This is a genomic window from Pseudobdellovibrionaceae bacterium (assembly GCA_023954155.1).
Classification (GTDB): domain Bacteria; phylum Bdellovibrionota; class Bdellovibrionia; order Bdellovibrionales; family UBA1609; genus JAMLIO01.
Genome location: JAMLIO010000001.1, coordinates 303,905 through 322,708 on the forward strand (window position 1 = coordinate 303,905; position 18,804 = coordinate 322,708).

At 40.6% G+C, this 18,804-nt stretch carries 20 protein-coding genes; 13 read left to right on the forward strand and 7 right to left on the reverse strand.

What is annotated here, in order from left to right; translation table 11 throughout:
- Nucleotides 1-9: 9 nt before the first annotated feature.
- Nucleotides 10-738, reverse strand: coding sequence for an FHA domain-containing protein (locus M9899_01330; protein ID MCO5112797.1), 729 nt, complete (start codon nt 736-738; stop codon nt 10-12).
- A gap of 114 nt (nt 739-852) precedes the next feature.
- Between M9899_01330 and rpsF the strand changes: the two genes are divergently transcribed.
- The 4 genes from rpsF (at nt 853) to M9899_01350 (ending at nt 3,436) form a co-directional block, all read left to right on the forward strand.
- Entirely contained in the window at nt 853-1,293 is a 441-nt protein-coding gene (gene rpsF / locus M9899_01335) for a 30S ribosomal protein S6 (GenBank protein ID MCO5112798.1), read from the forward strand.
- Between the two features lie 19 nt (nt 1,294-1,312).
- A complete protein-coding gene (locus M9899_01340; protein ID MCO5112799.1) occupies nt 1,313-2,203 on the forward strand; it encodes a DUF2232 domain-containing protein in 891 nt (296 codons plus the stop codon).
- Nucleotides 2,200-2,649 (forward strand): 50S ribosomal protein L9, encoded by a 450-nt coding sequence (rplI, locus tag M9899_01345; GenBank protein ID MCO5112800.1) that lies wholly within the window; start codon nt 2,200-2,202, stop codon nt 2,647-2,649. Before M9899_01340 ends, rplI begins: the two co-directional genes overlap by 4 nt.
- A gap of 223 nt (nt 2,650-2,872) precedes the next feature.
- Entirely contained in the window at nt 2,873-3,436 is a 564-nt protein-coding gene (locus M9899_01350; GenBank protein ID MCO5112801.1) for a hypothetical protein, read from the forward strand.
- 120 nt (nt 3,437-3,556) lie between these two features.
- Here the strand turns inward: M9899_01350 and M9899_01355 are convergent, their stop codons facing one another.
- The gene (locus M9899_01355; GenBank protein ID MCO5112802.1) at nt 3,557-3,781 is read right to left on the reverse strand and encodes a hypothetical protein; all 225 of its coding nucleotides are present in this window, start codon (nt 3,779-3,781) and stop codon (nt 3,557-3,559) included.
- Between the two features lie 147 nt (nt 3,782-3,928).
- Here M9899_01355 and M9899_01360 point away from each other — a divergent pair, with 147 nt between their 5' ends.
- Nucleotides 3,929-4,594 (forward strand): YceI family protein, encoded by a 666-nt coding sequence (locus M9899_01360; GenBank protein ID MCO5112803.1) that lies wholly within the window; start codon nt 3,929-3,931, stop codon nt 4,592-4,594.
- 232 nt (nt 4,595-4,826) lie between these two features.
- A complete protein-coding gene (locus M9899_01365) occupies nt 4,827-6,227 on the forward strand; it encodes a hypothetical protein (protein ID MCO5112804.1) in 1,401 nt (466 codons plus the stop codon).
- 3 nt (nt 6,228-6,230) lie between these two features.
- On the opposite strand, the gene M9899_01370 is transcribed toward M9899_01365, so the two are convergent.
- The 4 genes from M9899_01370 to M9899_01385 form a co-directional block, all read right to left on the reverse strand.
- A complete protein-coding gene (locus tag M9899_01370; GenBank protein MCO5112805.1) occupies nt 6,231-7,520 on the reverse strand; it encodes a hypothetical protein in 1,290 nt (429 codons plus the stop codon).
- Between the two features lie 7 nt (nt 7,521-7,527).
- Nucleotides 7,528-8,964 (reverse strand): replicative DNA helicase, encoded by a 1,437-nt coding sequence (dnaB, locus tag M9899_01375; GenBank protein MCO5112806.1) that lies wholly within the window; start codon nt 8,962-8,964, stop codon nt 7,528-7,530.
- 154 nt (nt 8,965-9,118) lie between these two features.
- The gene (locus M9899_01380) at nt 9,119-9,427 is read right to left on the reverse strand and encodes a site-specific DNA inversion stimulation factor (GenBank protein MCO5112807.1); all 309 of its coding nucleotides are present in this window, start codon (nt 9,425-9,427) and stop codon (nt 9,119-9,121) included.
- 40 nt (nt 9,428-9,467) lie between these two features.
- Nucleotides 9,468-10,109 carry a 7-carboxy-7-deazaguanine synthase QueE gene (locus tag M9899_01385; protein ID MCO5112808.1) on the reverse strand — a complete coding sequence of 214 codons (642 nt, stop codon included), beginning with the start codon at nt 10,107-10,109 and terminating at the stop codon, nt 9,468-9,470.
- Nucleotides 10,110-10,195: 86 nt separating this feature from the next.
- Between M9899_01385 and M9899_01390 the strand changes: the two genes are divergently transcribed.
- The 7 genes from M9899_01390 (at nt 10,196) to M9899_01420 (ending at nt 18,257) form a co-directional block, all read left to right on the forward strand.
- Nucleotides 10,196-12,559, forward strand: coding sequence for a DNA translocase FtsK (locus M9899_01390; GenBank protein ID MCO5112809.1), 2,364 nt, complete (start codon nt 10,196-10,198; stop codon nt 12,557-12,559).
- Between the two features lie 209 nt (nt 12,560-12,768).
- Nucleotides 12,769-13,656: a 4-hydroxy-tetrahydrodipicolinate synthase gene (gene dapA / locus M9899_01395; protein ID MCO5112810.1), complete on the forward strand. Its 888-nt coding sequence runs from the start codon at nt 12,769-12,771 to the stop codon at nt 13,654-13,656.
- A gap of 10 nt (nt 13,657-13,666) precedes the next feature.
- Nucleotides 13,667-14,374: a 4-hydroxy-tetrahydrodipicolinate reductase gene (locus tag M9899_01400; protein ID MCO5112811.1), complete on the forward strand. Its 708-nt coding sequence runs from the start codon at nt 13,667-13,669 to the stop codon at nt 14,372-14,374.
- Nucleotides 14,358-14,906 carry a hypothetical protein gene (locus M9899_01405; protein MCO5112812.1) on the forward strand — a complete coding sequence of 183 codons (549 nt, stop codon included), beginning with the start codon at nt 14,358-14,360 and terminating at the stop codon, nt 14,904-14,906. The genes M9899_01400 and M9899_01405 overlap by 17 nt, the downstream gene beginning before the upstream one ends.
- Before the next feature lie 53 nt (nt 14,907-14,959).
- Nucleotides 14,960-15,607 (forward strand): fructose-6-phosphate aldolase, encoded by a 648-nt coding sequence (gene fsa / locus M9899_01410; GenBank protein ID MCO5112813.1) that lies wholly within the window; start codon nt 14,960-14,962, stop codon nt 15,605-15,607.
- Nucleotides 15,600-16,073, forward strand: coding sequence for a hypothetical protein (locus tag M9899_01415; GenBank protein ID MCO5112814.1), 474 nt, complete (start codon nt 15,600-15,602; stop codon nt 16,071-16,073). Before fsa ends, M9899_01415 begins: the two co-directional genes overlap by 8 nt.
- A gap of 54 nt (nt 16,074-16,127) precedes the next feature.
- The gene (locus M9899_01420) at nt 16,128-18,257 is read left to right on the forward strand and encodes a DUF4198 domain-containing protein (protein MCO5112815.1); all 2,130 of its coding nucleotides are present in this window, start codon (nt 16,128-16,130) and stop codon (nt 18,255-18,257) included.
- Here M9899_01420 and M9899_01425 read toward each other — a convergent pair.
- The gene (locus M9899_01425; GenBank protein ID MCO5112816.1) at nt 18,254-18,802 is read right to left on the reverse strand and encodes a hypothetical protein; all 549 of its coding nucleotides are present in this window, start codon (nt 18,800-18,802) and stop codon (nt 18,254-18,256) included. The two genes, M9899_01420 and M9899_01425, sit on opposite strands and share 4 nt — an antisense overlap.
- Nucleotides 18,803-18,804 lie beyond the last annotated feature (2 nt).

Below are 18,804 nucleotides of genomic sequence, written 5' to 3' on the forward strand. Positions count from 1 at the left end.
CAAAGTATTTTAGTTCAGATTGAACCTTATACGGGTGATATTTTCGTTAGGTAAAGTGATCGTTAGAATGTCTTTATTTTCTAAGATAGATTCTGAGATCAGTGGGATAGAGTTAAGCTTTAAGATTCTTTCCGTTGTAAGAGGCCGAATCATGGGGCCACGCGAACCAAGAAAGATTTCAAAGACCAATTCGGGCATATTTTGCCCCACTAAAAGTCCTCCAATAGAGCCTGATCCAAATCTAAAAGGGCCATAATCCAAAATCCACTGTTGATTCAGCTGGAGGCCCTGAATGACTTCGAGGTGTACTGGATTAGGGAAAAACTGGGGTTTAACATAGTCTCTTTCGTGTTCAGTGATATCAATTTTAGAGACGATCTCCATAGCCTGAGACACCAGTCCTTGGGTTTCATCCTGATTGCTTTGGTGAAGGACCTGGTCATCAATGTGCTGGACTTCGACTAAGGTGTCACCAATCTGTAAAATGAGGCCAGGAAAGAGTAAAAGCTTACTGATATTACGCCCTTGGACCTTAATACCATTACGCGAACCCTTATCTACCAAAAGCAAGTGTCCTTGGTTATTAGATTGGATTTCGGCGTGGGTGGAAGAGATACGATTGTCCTCCACAATCCAGTGTCCTCGGCTTCGCCCAATGAGAAGCCCTTCGAATAAGGGTACAAGAGTACCAATAATTTCGTTTTGAGGAGAATCGAGTACTTTGAAGGATAAGCCCATTCTTATAGTTTAAGGAGATGCTTGTTTTTGTCTATAGACCATGGTACCAAGATTTCTCTTCTTGCTGGCGCAAATAGGTGCGTGCGGCGATGAACCATAAGAAGGAGACCAGAGATGGCTTTTACACTAGAAGAAAGCAAAAAAGAACATGCTTATGAAGCAGTGATCATTGTTCACCCAGAGGCTTCAGAAGCAGAACAAAAAGAACTTTTCACAAAAAATAAATCAATCGTAGAATCCTTTGGTGGAGCTATGAATAGTGTTGAAACTTGGGGTAAAAGACCACTAGCCAATGCTATTGATAAGAGCCAAATCGGGAACTATTTCTACACCACTTTTAAAACTTCTCCAGAAGCGATTAAAGAATTAGAAAGAACAATGAGAATCAACGATAAAGTTCTTAGATTCTTGAACGTGCGCCTTAAAGACAATACAGACTTAAATAAACACGTTGAAGAGTATCATCAGATTCTTGCTGACGCAGAAAAGAAAAGAAGAGAGTTCGAAGAGAAGGCTAAGAAAAGAGCTGCTGCAAGAAAAACGTTTAACGCCTAAATTATCTTTGGCTTAAATCATGAAATCTAAATTGAGTGCAGGAATAAAGCAGGTTGTGACATTTTCAACCTGCTTTTTTGCGTTTTTACTAATATGGATTTTAGCCATTCCCTTTGTCAGACATTTTTATAAGTCGGTACCCAAATATGTGAGATGGGCCTTGTTGCCACTTGCTGTGATCTCTATGAGTGCCCTTGGATTGGGGTTTACAGTTTGGTTTGCCCTTATACCTGTTCTTGCCTTAGAAGCACACAGTCTTGTTGGCTTCATTTGGCAGAAGGGTGAGAGTGCTTTTAAACAAATGGGTAAAACAGTGGTGTTGCTATTGATCATGCTTCTTCACATTGCTGTAGCATTACTGATCCGAGTGATGTTTCCTGAGGCTTGGGAACAGGAACTGACCATCTGGGTGACTAGAATTGGTGAATACATACAACAGACCGCGGGCTCTTCACAGGAAGCCAGTGTGAGTCTTATGAACCGTTGGAAAGAGCTGCACCACTATATCCCTGCACTTTACTTTTCTGCATTTTTAATGGCGTACTTAGTCAGTTTTTGGGGAACAAGTTTGCTGAACAAGATGGATGTCCCCCCTCTTTATTTTTGGGCTATATTAGTGAGTTTTTGTCTTGCCTTCATAGACCTAAAAGGTTTAAAAGTGACCCTTCCACCTGAGGTGATCCTAGCGGCAAAAAATGTGTTTTTCCCATTATGTTGCTTGTATTTTTTTCAAGGTGTTGCGGTGCTTAACTCACTGTTTGATAAGATTAAAATTGCTCGATTTTGGCGCAATATGTGGTATATCCTGATCATCTTATACATGCCCGTGGGTCTAGTGCTTTTGGGTGTAGCAGAGTATTTATTTGATTATAGAGAGAAGTATAAAGAAGAACGAAAGGGTTTAGAATGAAAGTAATTCTACAAAAAGATGTAAAAGACCTTGGTAAAGTGGGAGATCTTTTAAATGTTGCAAGCGGTTATGCGCGTAACTTTTTATTTCCTCGCAAACTAGCGGCTGAAGCTACTGAAAAAAGAGTTAAAGAGTTTGAGCATTTAAAACGTGTTGCCGAAGTTCAAAAGAACAAAGCCATTGAAGCTAGAAAAACTATAGTTCAAAGCTTAACGGGCACTGTTGTGGAGTTCAAAGTTCAAGCCAGTGAAGACGAAAAGCTATTCGGCTCCATCTCTGCTCAAGAGATTTCAAAAGAGTTAGCAAAAAAAGGTTTTGAAGTAGATAGAAAAGATATCGTTTTGCCAGCTCCTATCAAAGTCTTAGGCCAACATAAGGCTGAAGTTGTATTGGGTGAAGGCGATACTTTAAAAGCAGAAATCACAGTTTCTGTTGAGAGAGTTTAGTACTAGTAATACATTTTAAAAACAAGTCTTTTAAAAAGCCCAAGTTTCCCTTGGGCTTTTTGTTTTTAAATATCAGTTATTATTTGTCTAAGATCATTTAAAGCCCACTGAGTTATAATGTCGTGAGGCATTTCGGTATAGACTTTGACGAATATAGAAAAAATTTTTACGGTTAAGTCCAAAGAGAAATAAGATATTTATAACAAAGCAAAAAGGAGGCTATGTGTTAAAAAATATTTTTGCAGTAATCGTATTTGTAGGTGGGATCACAACGACGGCCCATGCTCAATTTGAGATTCAGGCTATGGGATCCTATGGGTCTGCTATGTCCATGTTTGGTGGAGGCTCTACACCAACAACTGGCCAGCTGGATTTAACTAGTGCTGGTGGGGGCATGGATGCTACGACCATTGCTCTAGGATCAGAAGTTTATTATCAACTGAATGAGCAACTTCAAGTGGGTGGACTTCTTGGATTCATGAACGTAAGCGGTGACTTAGTTGATATCTCCTCTTTTGCTCTAGGGGCCTTAGCGCGATATAACTTAAACACAGACCTAGCTTCTGCGATTTTTGTTCAAGGTGGAATCCGTTATATGAAAATTGATGCGGGTGCTGATGTGGATAATATAGCTTTACTTGTTGGTGTCGGTAAGAGATTTGCCATTTCAGAAAAAGTGTCTTGGACACCCAATGCGACATTAGTTTTAAACGTTGCTGGCGATATTGATAAAGGCTCAAGTATTACATTTAATATTGTGTCACTTTCTGTTTTTTACGATAAGTGATCTGTAGGGAAAGCTTCTGATTGACCTTATTCAAAGAGCTGCGGACTTATGTGCTGAAGCTTGAACTAAAAAGTAATATTAGATTAAAGAGAGCAAAAGACGTGGTTTTTTGCTCTCTATTTATTTGCCTATTGCGAGCAGTTCTTGTGTGAGAGACTGCTTTAAGACCTTCATGGCGCAATTTCTAAGTACGTTGATGTCAATGTTTTCGATATCAATATTTTGTGCTTCAAGAGTTTCGATCAGTCGTTCTTTGAGCCAAGTGTCATTTTCTGACTGGCTCATGCTTGATGCGACTAAATCCACTAACTCCCATCCCGTTAAGTTATCCGTGGTGTTTGTCATTTTTTAGGATCTCCCTTTCCTCCCCCCAATCAAATGACGATAAATGCCCAAGGTCAATAGCTTTCAACAGCTTGCGATGTAGAATTGGTTTGAACTTTAAATCAGCTATTCTGTATTATATTTATACTTAATTTTGAGGAGGTTGCCTTGTTAAATAAAATCGTTCTAATTCTAGTATTTGTATTTTCAGTAAATGGAGCCTATGCCCAATCGGCCTTGGTTTTGGATATTAACCCAGCTAACAGTGAAGTGTCATGGAAGGGTTGGAAGAAGCTGATCGTCACTGATACGCATCGCGGTAATATTAAGGTGGAAAGTGGAACCGTCGAGTTTGATAAAGACGGGGAGCTTGTGGCTGGTGAGATCACCATTGATATGAAGACCATTAAAAATGAGGACGTTGAGAGTCCTAAATACAGTGAAAAATTAGATAATCATCTTAAGTCTTCAGACTTCTTTGATGTGGAAAAATATCCTGTCGCAAAATTTATAATTAAAAGTGTGACAAAGGAAGCCCCTGTCAAAGCAAAGAAAAAGGACAAGAAGAAGAATGAGAGTGAAGAAAAAAAGTATATTGTGACTGGGGATATGACTATTAAGGACAAAACTCATAAAGAGACCTTTAATGTGGCCATTACTAAGATTTCAGACACAAATTTTGGTATCAAATCTAGTTTTGAGTTTGATCGATCCAAATATAACGTAAAATACAATTCTGAAAAGTTCTTTAAAAACTTAGGAGACAAAGTCATCAATGATAACATCGAAATGGCGTTGTCATTGAAAACAAAACCACGCGCTAAAGCAAAATAGCCTGTTTGAAAGTTAGACAATTTATTGCAAATCAAGAAAACCCCAGACCTAACATCTAGGGTTTTTTAATTTTTCAAAGTGCAAGTAAGACTTAGTGTGGCTTCTGTAAAATCAATCAACACTTTATAAACAAAGTTGAGACTGTCAGCTTATTAAAACTAAAAAATCAAAAATATAAAAAATACTCAGCACCTAGACCTAAGACCATGGTCTAGGCCACCGACAATAGAGCATGACCACAAAAAAAATACTGTTCACTGTCGTTTTCATCATGGCTTTTTCTACAAAAGCGTTCGCCGATATTTATACCCCAGTTGTATTAAATATGACTTCAAAGCAATTAAACGAGGTTTTAAACTCTAGCTTTAAAGAGGGTTTAGTATTAGAGAGTGAGCTTAAAGAGCTGCCTCAGATCAGTGGTTTGGATTTCGTAGCGGAGTCTATTCGTTATACGGCCAAATTCGTACCGTATTTTGAAATTTTAGATGATGGACAAGTGAAATTAGATGTTAAAATCAAAGATATTGAATTTAAAGTCACCCACTTTGATGCCAAATACAAATTAGTACAAAACCAAGGCTCACTCAGAGTGAATGTGTACACAAACATCACCTGTGATGAGTTAAAGATCAGAGGTGCAAAAGATGTGGGGATTGAAGCTTTTGGAAGTATTAAAGGTGATCGTCCATGGGTGGGAGATATTAACTTTACGGCTGAACCAGATTTTATCATTGATGCACAAAACTGTGAGGCCCCAGGTAATTATAAAGATAAACTTTCAGAAATCGCAATCAAGTGGCTTGTGAGTGATGAGGGACAAACACAGATCATCAATCTGGTAAACAGAGAAGTGATACAAAGCTACTGGGACGATTTTAAGAAAGGATTAGAATTTAATTTTTTAGGAAGAAAGATTTATATTTCTTTGATAGATCTAAAAGTGGACAGTCGTGTTCATGCCCGCACTCAAATCAGATGGCCTTATAAAGAGCAAATATTATTAAATACAAGTTACCCCAACCAAGAAAACATTCTGACATACACCATTTCTGATCTTAAGAAGGTGCTAAAGTTATGGATTCCCAAAGAATGTTTTCAAATCGCCTATCGTAGATCAGAAATTCCTGGTGCGAACGACTTATTTGAATCTAGATTTATGCAGTTTTTTGCATGGAGAGATCTAATGAGTTTTCCAACGGATGTTGATTTCAAACTGCACGTGGCCATTTGTATTGATAATCTAGATATCAATCACGCACTTACAAATGGAATCAAGTTCAATCACAAAGCTATTTTACTTGTGCAGTTAAACCTCATTATCAACAACAAGGAATTGCCTTATGTAGTGGCTTATGGATCAGGAAAAGGAGAACTCTCGGTAGTGAGCACACAAAGCGGTGTGGGTTTGCAGCTAGAAAAATCAAAGTTTGAAATGCAATCCAGATTTCATAGTCAGATGAAAAAATGGAGAGGAGACAAAAAATATAGTGGAGAACCCTCGATGTCTATGATCTTTCCTCGAGTGGTGAGCGCGCTTGAGGCAGGCCCCTTGCCTGTTGCAAAAGAGCTTTCGCCTTTGCTTAAAGATATGAAATTTGGCAGTGGTGACGGATTACTATATTTTGATAAATAAAAACTAAAACTCTATTTTATAACCAACACCAGCATGTATGAGGTCATTGTTCTTTATACCACTGATGAGTTCGGGTGTAGCGCCGTTAAATAAATTTATGTTGGCCTGAGCAAAAAGATGGTCTGTTATAAATAACTTGGAAGAAAATTGGGTTAATGCAATATCAATCGAAAAGCTATAAATAAAGGCCAGGGAAAGTTCGTATCGAGGTTTCTTCCAAAGTAAAGCGGCCATAGCGGCTTTTCTAAGTGGGGGGAGAACTCCTAGGTGATTCTCTTCTTCAGAGCTTACAGTATAAAAACCTTGGAAAAGACCGTATAAAATGTCACCCGCAAAAGGGATACCCCACTCCAGACCAAATACAGTAGAGTATAAATAATCTTCGGCGACAAGATCATCAGGGTTACCAGAACTGAGTGTGTTCTCGAAGAACAGTCGCCATTTTATAGGAGTGATGTATCTCACTCCAAATCCTACCTGTTGAATTTTATTTTGTACTGGGATGACAAAGATAGGATAAATCGTTTCAAAATTATTAAAATCAATATTTTGTAAATTGAGTTCTAAGTGAAAGTTAGGAGCCACATCTAATCCGTTGTAGTAACCCCAACGCCACAACCAACTTTTGTTTTCATACTCTCCAATGATTGCAAAATTATTTTTATTACTGTCACGGAAGACTTCGGTATCTTTCCACCCGTAAGTGGGGTTTTCAGGGAAGATGACATTTTGGTCAGTGGTTTGAATGCTTGCAGGTAAGTTTCTGGGCAACCAGTACGAATCTTGCCCTGGGTAAACGGGCTTGAGTCTATAAGGGATATAGGTGACTCGCCATCGTACCTTTCCTGTTTTAAAACTAGTACGTAGGGAGAAGTCAGCCAGTCGCTCAGTGTGCAGGGGGTCCCAATAGTTCCTTTGATCTACATAATCTAAAGGTCCCATAAATTGAGAGATGGTGTAGTCATGGGAATTAAAACCCATAGCAAAAACAACAGAGGAATTTCTGTAGATCAATCTCGTGCCTGTTGGGTTTATAAAATACCTTTGAGAATTGGAGTTCTCAAGATCTGCAAAGGAACCACTGACACCTAGATGAGCGATCCAATGTTTATTTAGTTCGATACGACTTTGTAGCGTGCTTCGTACAAAATAATTGATATCATCATTCTCAAAAAAACTAAAGGGAGTGGACTCTACAGTGAGTTGCGAAAAGGCCAAAGCCTTTGTGTAAATCAAAAGAAGAAAGAGGATCAGTCTGGCGGTTGGAATGAAGTTCACAATGCGGGCATTCATACCAAAATCATGACCCAGGAGCGAAATTTTTTCGAGGGTTAGAGGGTGGTGGGAAACCGTCATCGGGCCCAAAGCTAGGTGAAGAAACAGGAGGCTCTGTTGGGAAAGGTGCATTTGGCCCTGTACGATCGTCAATATTATTTGAGAAGCGTCCCAAAGAAGGTTCCCAGCGTAATTTCACTGTACCCACAGGACCGTTACGTTGTTTGCCGATAATGATTTCTGCGAGTCCAGTTGGATTCTCTCTTTCATAGTAATCATCACGATAAATCATCATGATCACGTCTGCATCTTGTTCAATAGATCCCGATTCTCTAAGGTCGGATAACATTGGTCTTCGATCAGAACGTCCTTCCACGCCTCGATTGATTTGGGCAAGCGCCACAACAGGAATATTGAGTTCTTTGGCAAGGGCCTTTAGAGACTTTGAGATTTCTGCCACTTCTCGTTCGCGACTTTCCATCTTTTGATTCATGCTCATCAACTGTAAATAGTCGATCATGATCATATCTAGGCCATGTTTGGATTTTTGTTTACGGGCAATAGATCTAATTTCAAAAGGGCTGATATTACTGGTGTCATTGATAAACAACTTAGATTCACTAAGTTGAGCTGCTGTACTGATTAAGCGCCCCCAACTTTTATCATCAATTTGACCAATACGAATTTTATTTAGGTTGATTTTGGCTTCACTAGCTAGAATTCTCATCATCAATTGCTCTTGGGGCATCTCCACAGAGAAGAAAGCCACAGACTTTTTTTCTCTGAGTGCAGCATGAGCCACAAGGTTTAGGCCCAAGGCTGTTTTACCCATAGAGGGGCGAGCGGCGACGATAATTAGCTCTCCACCGTGAAACCCTGCGGTCATATCATCTAGTTCTATAAAACCTGTAGGAACACCTGTGACGTTGCCCTTAAGGCTCATCATCTCTTCAATCTTTTTAATACTGAGTTGTACAAGTTCAGAAGGACCTGTTAGGCCTTTTTTAGCGGTTCCTGTTTGTGCAACATTAAAGATATCGGCTTCCGAGGATTCGAGATACTTCTCAACATCTTCATAAGACTCTGTAAGCCCCTCTTCGGTGATCTTTTGTGAGGCTGCGATCATCTTTCTAACAAGAGCTTTTTCGCGAACAATCTTGGCATATTGCTCGATGTAGGCTGTGGATGTGGTTCTTTCAATGAGTTCAGCTAGGTACTTGGTGCCACCAACAGCGTCCATTTCATTGATCTGTTGCAGATGGTTGGAAAGTACGACAATGTCAGCGGTCTGACCCTTACGGTAAAGAGATTTAATAGCTTCAAAAATTTTTTTATGTGCAGGTCGATAGAAGTCAGTCGTGTCGATAAGACCAGTGAGTTCGTCCCACAGTTCTGAGTCCAGCATCAGACCACCCAAAATGGCCTGTTCTGCCTCAATATTATGTGGAAGAGTTTTGTTCACTTTTGCACCCCTAAATTTTGCGCGAAGAAAGATAGTAGGCCAATAATCTTAGAGCATGGCAAGCACCATTCAAAAGTACATGCCACGTCATGGAGTTTCGCCTAAAACCTAGATTTGGCGCAGGGTATAAGCCACTAGGCTTAGCTAACGCGTCCTAGTTGAATCTTTGTTTAGAGCGAGTTTTGATATTGTAATTATCGATTTTTTTCTTAAGGGTATTGCGGTTAATACCTAGCATTTGGGCTGTGCGAACTTGGTTGCCATTATAGGCTCTAAGAGCAAGCTCAATAAGAGGTTTTTCGACTTGTTCAATGACTAATTCATACAAACCATTGAGCTCAACTTGAGCTTCTTTTTGTTGATTAAAGAGCACTTCTAATTTGCTTTTTACTAATTGTTCTAAACTGATGTTTTGTAAGTTCGCAACAAGTAGATGATCTGGGTTATGAGTTAGTTCTTGCAAAGCCGACTCCTTTTAACTGTTCTGTACATTGAGCTTTGGGCTATACGCCCCGTTTGTGTTCTGACCAAATATACTTATGTAGCTGCAATTGCAACCTTACTTTTGCATTATTTGATAAAATTTTTTGCGCCAGCCACTCAGGTGCAATTTTTCCATGGGAAGGGCTAAATAAGACGGGATTTTTTTTCGCAAGGTCATGTCGCTTGACAAATTCAAAAGCCCACTCCAAGTCCCTTTCCGAACAAATAACAAATTTGTACTCCGTGTGCCCATCATCTTTGAATTTTAAATTATTTTCATGAAATTTATCAGCAGCCCCACTGTCAGGGGTTTTAACGTCAATGATCTTTTTCACTCTGGGGTCTACATCGGCGCAGTTGATGTCACCCGAGGTCTCCATAGAGAGGATAAAGTCTTTCTCTAAGAGCCCATCAATCAGTTCATAGATTCTCTTTTGTAGTAAAGGCTCTCCTCCAGTAAGGCAGACGTACTTGGTGGGATACTGCTCGACTTTGGCAATAATGTCTTCCACGGAGACTCTGTGGCCTTCGTGGTAGGCGTATGTGGTGTCGCAATAGTGACAACGCAGATGACAGCCTGATGTTCTGACGAACACCGTAGGGAGTCCAGAGTAAGTGGATTCGCCCTGGATACTAAAAAAGATTTCGTTGATTTTTAGCACATCCTTGCATCACTTAATCTGGGACTTTCGTCAAGAAGATTGGATGGATTCTGCTCTTTTCTGTGAATCAGTTTAAAATCAAAGTTATGAAGAGAGTATTCAATATTAAGAGTGAAATTATAGGTAGTTTATGGTTGGCCTTATCTGTTTTTGTGCTTTGTTCTTTGGTCAGCTTTGACCCTAGCGATCGGGTCCTTTTCGACACCTTTTCGGGTGCTGCAAGCCCAGTAAAAAATGCCTGTGGGCATGTGGGGGCGATACTTTCTGAGCTTTTATATAAGCTCTTTGGTGTGGCTTCATTTTTTATTGTTTTGCTCACCTTACATATGGCCATTAAGTCGTTCCGAAAGGAAAAAATTTCATCTGACAGGTATGGCTGGGCTCTTGTGCTGTTGTGCCTAGTGGCGATCAGCTTAAGTCTTTACACCAACCTGAATCTCTTTGGTGGAGTAGTCCAACAAGGGGGGTGGATTGGCTATGTTCTGTCTAAATATGCGCTAAGTGTTTTGAACCTTACAGGGACCAGTATTGTTTTGGTATTGGCCTATGTGATCTGTGTGATTCTTGCTGTGGAAAACCCTGCGGCGGTCTTCAACTGGGCAAAGGCGAGATGGAATAGAGGGTCGGAGGAGAGTGAAGACGAAGATGAGGATTGGGACATTGAAGAACCTCAAAGTGTTTGGTCCCAATGGGCTCTAAAAATAAAAAATATATTCGGGGTTAAGAATAAAGCCGTACGGACAGAGTTAGACACCATCGAAGAAGACTTTGAAGAAGAGTATGATGAGGAAGTGGACGAGGAAGATCATAGAATCATTCCTTTAAGCCCTGTTGCAAAAAAATCTCTTAAGAAAAAAATACAAAGAGAACAGGGTTTTAAAATTGAGTCCTTTAAGCGTGAGAATGTGAAGAAGGTGGCACGCAAAATCAAGGACGACGAATGGGAGATGCCGTCACTGGATTTGTTAAATGAACCTCCCTCTCAATTTGAGGGAATGAGTGAGGATGAGATTCGTCAGAAGTCAGAACAGCTTGTCAGTAAAATGGAACAGTTCTCAGTAAAGGGTAAGATTGTTGGGGTGAAGTCAGGCCCTGCGGTGACACTCTTTGAATTTAGACCCAATGCGGATGTGAAATTAAGTAAGATCACGGATTTGGCAGAGGATCTGTGTTTGGCTCTGTCTAGTGAATCTGTCAGGATCATTGCTCCCATTCCAGGGCGTGATGTGGTGGGGATAGAAACTTCCAATGCCAATAGAGACACGGTGTTTATTAAAGATATCGTTTCAATGGATCTTTTTTGGAAAGACAGCATGGCCTTGCCCATTGGTTTGGGTCGTAGGGCTGATGGTTACCCCATGGTTGTGGATTTAAGAAAGATGCCTCACCTTTTGGTGGCGGGATCAACAGGTTCAGGTAAATCTGTGTTTGTGGTTTCAATGATCACAGGGATGCTCTTAAGGCATAGCCCTAAAACTTTAAAGCTTATTCTTGTTGACCCTAAGCAAGTGGACCTTGCGGCTTTCAACGATCTTCCTCATCTCTTGGTTCCACCTATTCGTGACAGCAAAAAAGCTGTGAATGCTTTAAGATGGGCGATTAACGAAATGGATAAGAGATATCGTTCTATGTCGAAGTTTCGTGCTCGTGACCTAGAAGGATTTAATGAATGTGTTTCCAAGTTTGATGCAGAGACAAAAGAAGAACACGCACAGATCAATGAACAGATTGATTTAGAAGCCCCTATGAAGTCCTATTATTTTGAACCTTTGCCTTTTATTGTCATCATTGTCGAAGAGTTTGGGGATTTAATGTCTGTGGATAAAGTCAATGTGGAGCAAGCCGTAGTCAGACTCGCACAAATGGCCAGAGCTTGTGGTATACATTTAGTTCTAGCGATGCAGTCTCCAAGAAAAGATGTGGTCACAGGTTTAATCAAAACCAATATTCCAGGTCGAATCAGTTTTAAGGTCGCAAGTAAAATGGATTCTCGGGTGATTTTAGATGAAGGGGGTGCTGAAAGGCTTTTATCCCGTGGGGATATGTTGTTTCAGTCTCCAGGTGTGTCTAAGCCTATTCGTGCCCATGCGGCTTATGTGTCAGAGGACGAAATAGAAAGCATCACTGAGGTGTGGAAGGAACAATCTGATCCCATGTATGACGCTAAGGCCATGCGTGCGGTGGAGGGCAGCTCTTCAGCTCTGGGTGAGGCTGACGATGATATGGATATGGGAGACGGCATAGACGAATTTGATGAAAGATATGATGAGATTCTAGCTGCAATTTCAGAAATGAAAGAGGTCAGCGCTTCCTTGCTTCAACGAAAGTTTAAGTTGGGATATCCCCGAGCGGCTCGCTTGATTGAAGTTTTTGAGTCCCAAGGTGTAATTGGCCCAGCTAATGGTTCAAAACCACGCAAAGTTCTTGTGGGCTCCCTAAAAGATCTATAAAGCAGCAAATTAAGCACTGACGATAAAGGGGAACCATGTTAGGTTCCTCTTTATGTTTATAGGTTGGAAAAGTATTATAATAAGTATGGTTCTGTTGACCCTAAGTGGTCTTGTGGGCTGTGGAATTCGTGGGGCTCCTATTCCACCTTCTAAACCCAAACTGTATCATCAAAGCTACCAAGAATATATGAATGAGAAGGAAAAAGAAGATGAGCAAAAAAATAAGTTCAGGGGTGGTAACGGCACTTATAACTCCCTTCAAGAATCAGGACATTGATTGGGAGTCTTTAGAAAAGCTTGTTGAGGACCAAGTCCGACAAGGTGTGGATGGATTTGTTGTCAACGGAACAACAGCCGAGAGTCCATCACTCAGTGTGGACGAGGTGAAAAAAATTTATAGTTTTGTTAAAGAACGAGCTAAAGATAAAACATTGATTCTAGGTGCAGGGCTTAACTCTACTCATAAGACCATCGAACTTCATACGCAGTTTGCAAGTCTTAAACCTGATGCCTTTTTAGATGTGGTTCCGTACTATAACAAACCCACGCAAGAGGGTTTGTTCCAACATTTTTCAGCCGTAGCAGGTAAATCTAGTGCGCCTGTTATTTTATATAATGTGCCTTCGCGAACATTAACAAGTTTATCCACCGAGACGATTGCACGGTTAGCTCCTCATAAAAACATTATGGGAATTAAAGAAGCATCGGGAGACATTGCGTTTCTTAAAGAGATTAAGGCTAGTGTGCCTGAGCATTGGTCCCTTATGTCTGGTGATGATGAGACTTCAGTGGAGTTCGTGTCAAACGGTGGTGATGGATCTATTTCTGTCTTAAGCCATATTTGCGGTGATCTGTTAAAAGCTTTATTCACTTTAGCTAAAGAAGCTCCTGTAGAAGCGCAAAAGAAGTTTGAGCCACTTTTAAGAATATCACGACAAATTTTTGTAGAACCCAATCCAACACCTGTAAAGTGGTCTTTATTGGAGATGGGAATTATCAACAGTGCCGAGTGCAGACTCCCGCTTTTGACTTTATCTGAGAAGTACAGAGCCGATTTATCTGCTGAAACACAAAAAGTAAAAACACTTAAGCTGTAATAGGGCAAGAATGATCAAAGTAGGTTTAGTCGGTCACTCAGGCAGAATGGGAGAAGAGATTAAAAAAATGATCTCCGAAGATTCTCGTTTTGAATTGGCAGGGACATGGGACAGTCGCGAGCAGAAACTTTTATCTGACAAGGGAACTTGGACAAGTGCCACGATTGATGGCGTTATTGATTTTAGTTTGCCTGATAATTTTAAAAAAGTAGTGGATTGGTGCCAAGAACACCAAGTGCCTTTGGTGAGTGGAGTTACGGGGCTTGAGGTGGAGTTTTCCGAAAAAGTGAAATCTTTGGGGTACTCCCAAGCTAATGCCCCTCTATTTTGGGCCTCAAATATGAGTCTAGGAATTGCGACTGTTCGTGAGATGTTAAAAGCTCTTAAGGTTTTTAAAGACGAAAAATTTGTGATCAGCGAAACTCACCATATACATAAAAAAGATAAGCCTAGTGGAACAGCGGTGACTTTACAAAAAGACCTTGAAAATATCATAGGCCAAGGGCGCGTTCAGGTAGAGGCGTATCGCGAAGGTGAAGTTTTTGGTATTCATGAGATTAAAGTCATCACGCCTAACGAAGAGATTGTTGTTAAACATACAGCTTTAAATAGAAAAGTTTTTGCACAAGGCAGTCTTGAGGTCTTACACTGGATTGTGGGTCAAACCCCAGATTTTTATTCAGTAGGAGATTTCTTACAAGATGTTACAAAGTCTTGATTTTGCACTTATTGGCGTAGTTTCAGAAAAAAGATGGGGCACAAGCTTTGGGCAACAGTTCATTAAGACACTTGGCTTTCTTGGGATCATAGAAAATATTTCTGCCGTGTATCAATTTAAACCCAAAGGGGTAAGGCTGGGCATTCCTGGGGAACTGGGCATGACACACATGACGTTTTGCATTTTGATCCAACTTAAGGATGCTGAAGACTGGGGCCAGGACTTTGGTCGACAAGTAAATACAATCGCTAAAGAGTTAAGTGAAGACCTTGGCGCAAAGGGTGTTGAGGTGCAAATTCTAGATTTTCGCTCTCAGTTTACAATGTGTAAAACGGTGATTTTGCCTTACCCGCATTGGCTAGATCGCGAGGAGTTTTTGTACCCCAGCCTTGAGGTTTTACCTAAAGATTACATTCACCCAGTATTAAATAGACCCTTGCTCGACTTTGTGACCGATGAAAGTCAGTGGGAAGATTCAGCCTTTTTAAAAACGGGACACAGTCTGTTGGCTGTAGATGTTGAGCTGGATTGATAGTAAAGTAGACATAGGGTATTGCATTAGTAATAACCCCACGTGGAGGAACCATGAAGTTTTTCATAGATACAGCAGACATTAGTGAAATTAAAGATGCCCACAATAAGGGATGGATGGACGGAGTCACTACCAATCCTAGTTTGGTGGCCAAGACAGGTAAACCCCACAAAGAAGTGATTGCCTCCATTTGTGAAATTGTGAAAGGTCCAGTATCTGCGGAGGTCTTAGCCTTAGATTCACAAGGTATGATCAAAGAAGGTAAAGAACTGGCAAAGATCGCTGATAATGTTGTCGTAAAGATTCCCATGACCGAAGAAGGCATGATTGCGGTGAAGACTTTTGCGGCTGAAGGCATCCAAACCAATGTTACTCTTGTGTTTTCTCCCATGCAGGCACTGCTAGCTGCTAAGGCAGGTGCGACGATGGTGTCACCTTTTGTAGGTAGACTAGATGACATTTCACATATTGGAATGGACATCATCTCTCAGATCCAGAGCATCTACAGAAACTACGATTTCCAGACTGAAGTCTTGGTGGCTAGCATAAGACACCCCATTCATTTATTGGAAGCCGCAATGATCGGAGCAGATATTGCGACTATTCCTTATAAGGTTTTCCCGCAGCTCACAAGACATCCTCTTACAGACAAAGGTCTAGAACAGTTCCTTGCGGATGCGCAAAAGGTTCCCAATGCCTAGTCATAAAGTGGTCAAGGCGACCTTTTTGTTACTCATCTGGACGTTGACTAGTCAAATGCTGGGGTGTGCAGCCAGTGGAGTGCAACTTCAGAACGTGGATAAGTCAACTATTGAGATTAAAAGAGGGATAGTCAAAGCTTTGCCTGTGAACTTACATTCCTCATCTGAGGATAACCGAGAGTTTATTTCTGTACCGTTTGTGCGTTACGGAAAAAAGATGAAACCTGCACGCAATGAACTCCAACGTGCCTATGCAAGAATCCTGATCAAAGGGGATAGAAGGCCCTACACTATTGAAGTGATCGTCCCTGTTGAAGAAGCCACAACACCCAACAGTGTTCAAAAGAATTTCCAAATTGTGGGGTATGATGAGCGAATAGCCAAGATTATTCTGGCTAGGCTAAAGGCCTACCTCGAACAACGTCGAGGTGATACGAATCTCGTTGACGACTTCAGAGCATTTTAACACAATAGAACAAGTTGGTTATTCAAAATAACTTTAACTAGTTTAAGAAGGTTAATGAGATATTCAGCAGGGTTATTAGCATTTTTGGTTACATTAACTGGTCACGGTTTATCTGATATAGAGTACCGTGGTCTTGGTGTTAAATTGCAAATCTCAGCACAAAGAATGTCACCTGCCTTTGCCGCTCTTGAAGATACTCATAGTGTACCTGCGAGTATTCAACTCGACTCCTCAGATAATTCAAAAAAGTTTAAACAAGAGCACCTTTACGCGGGTCGCCCTGAAACTGTTAAGGTTCAACTTCCCAAAGTTGTGATCGCAGCTAATACGACTTCACCACTCAATGAAGCCATTCAAAAAGCACATGAAGTTTTTGTAAACAGTGCTCCTATTTTAGTAGGAACAAATACAAGACAGCAGCTTGAGGGTTTTGTTGATACGACTCGCAAGATTAAAAAAAGCTTTAATATTCAACCTCCAATTCTTACTGCTCATACTTACGGGTTTAGAAAAGAGATCAATAATAATAGGACAACAGAAGTTCAAAACTCAAAGTCGATCAATGTAGATGGTGTTGAAGTGCTTGTTGGTGGTGAGAACTTCCTGGCGTCAAATGTAAACTCTAAGAGTGCTACTCGCGAAACCTCTTCTGTGGGGATGCTGGCTTCTGCTTCGTTTAATCCTAATCTTATTTCTCAGCAGGCTGCAAAGTCAGTTTTAAATCATGAAGTGGAGCGTGCTGTATTAAAAGGACAGATCATCTTGGCTGATGGTGCTGTTTACCCTGGTGAAACATTTAACTTTTATATTCAAAGAATCTTCGATGGCATGACCCAAGAACGTGGTGCTGTTGATCCCTATACGGGTGAGTTTGAGATAGATGTGAATGCCCTAAGAGGTAAGCTCACTGTAGAACTTAGACATGAAACAGGAGCTGCGATTGCCTATGGTGAATTGCAGCTAAACAAGCTCGGCAACCAAAATCAAAATATGGCAGAGCTTAAACTAAAGATGGTTCCTACGGATGAAATCTCTGTCATCGGGCAAGTCCTCTCTTATGAAAGTTTTGATGACATTGAAGTTGCGGTTGCAGGAGAACCAAGTCGTATTCATCTTGATGGTGATGAAGAGTCTTTTAGAACAGATCGACAAGGTAAGTTTGAAGAAGCTCATGTGACATCAGGATCACAAATATTAGTAACTGCTTCACACCGTGGGTTTTGGAATACTATTGAATTAGCTGAATCAGGTAAACCCATACAACCTATCTTGCACTCTGATAACAGAATGCAAGTGATGATGGAACTGCTTGAGCCTTACCTTCCTAGATCAAAGATTTATTCTATCATTTGGGGAAGGGTCTCTCATGATGGAGCCCCTCTGGCAGGCGCTACAGTGACACTACAAGGTTATGAAGATCTACAGCCTTTATATTTTAACTTTAGAATTCCCAATCCTAAGGCGACTCGTACAAGTGAAGATGGGTACTTTGCATTTATAAATCCTCCAGAGGGTTTGCATATCCTTAAGGCCACCCATGCTAAAGTCAAAATCCCTTATGAAAGTACAATCGTAAAAGCACATCACACCAGTATAGCGCAACTAGAAACAGCACCCTTAAAACCAGTGAATGTGAATATTAAAGAAGCCTTTAGAGCCACAGACGCTCATATTGCGGCTCGAGTTTCAGCTCCAGGAAGTACGTCTACCTGGTGGCTTTCTGCAAGAAAAAATAATGTGATCAATTTTTATGACCGCTCTACACCTATGCCTATGGATATTGACGCAGGCCCAGAGTTCGTCAGTACAAGTACATTTATCAATCGAAGGCGAACTCATCTAGATGTACCACTTGTCAGAAAGAATTGGTTAGCAGGTGTCCTAGCAAGTAAAAAAGTTAATGTTTTACCATCAGCGGGCATGATTATGGGTATGATCGAAGACGGTGCGCACAGCGTGGATCTAAGTCAAAAGACTCATGCCACCGCAATCATATACTTTGATAAAGCAGGCAGAGTTGTAGATCGGATTCAAAAAGGTGGTGGCTTTATTGCAGTGAACGTCCCTCATGGGGTAACGACGGTTTCAGTCACCAATTCAATGGCAAAGACCTTTAAAACTTTATCTCTTGTAGAATATGGAAGACTCAGCCTAGTGAGTGTTCCGCAAAGTCATACACATTAGTGGAAGTTTGCTCCATAAGCATAACCAAATTGGCAAATAGATTTTCCATCATCACCTAATACCGAGATTTCAGCACTGTAGGGGATGGTATGAAGAGAAATCTTTGCGCGTTCGGCCTTATCAAGATTGATATAAATATCAAAAGGCTCGTTTAAGTTCTTGTGGATGAACTTCTGGAAATTAAACTTAGCATAAGACAGTTCACGAAAATGAGAATGGTCGGCCCATTTATCAAATTTAAAGGAATTGATGGCTTTGCCACTGCTATTGAGAATCTTGATTTCAACAACAGGACTTATTTTTCTTTGCAAAGCTTTATTAACTGCAAAGTAGTGAAAGAAAGTTTCGTCACTTTGGGCAGAATAAAGTGGAGTTTTGGTGTAGTTGATAAATTCAGAGCCATCATTTCTAAAGTCTTGCATCTCACGAATTCCCACTACATCTTTACATTTTGCGGGTTTGGATGGCGCATGGGCATAAGCAATTTGCAGAGTGGTTAGACTTACAAGTAAAGTTTTAAATATAAAAATGAAATACTTATTCATTA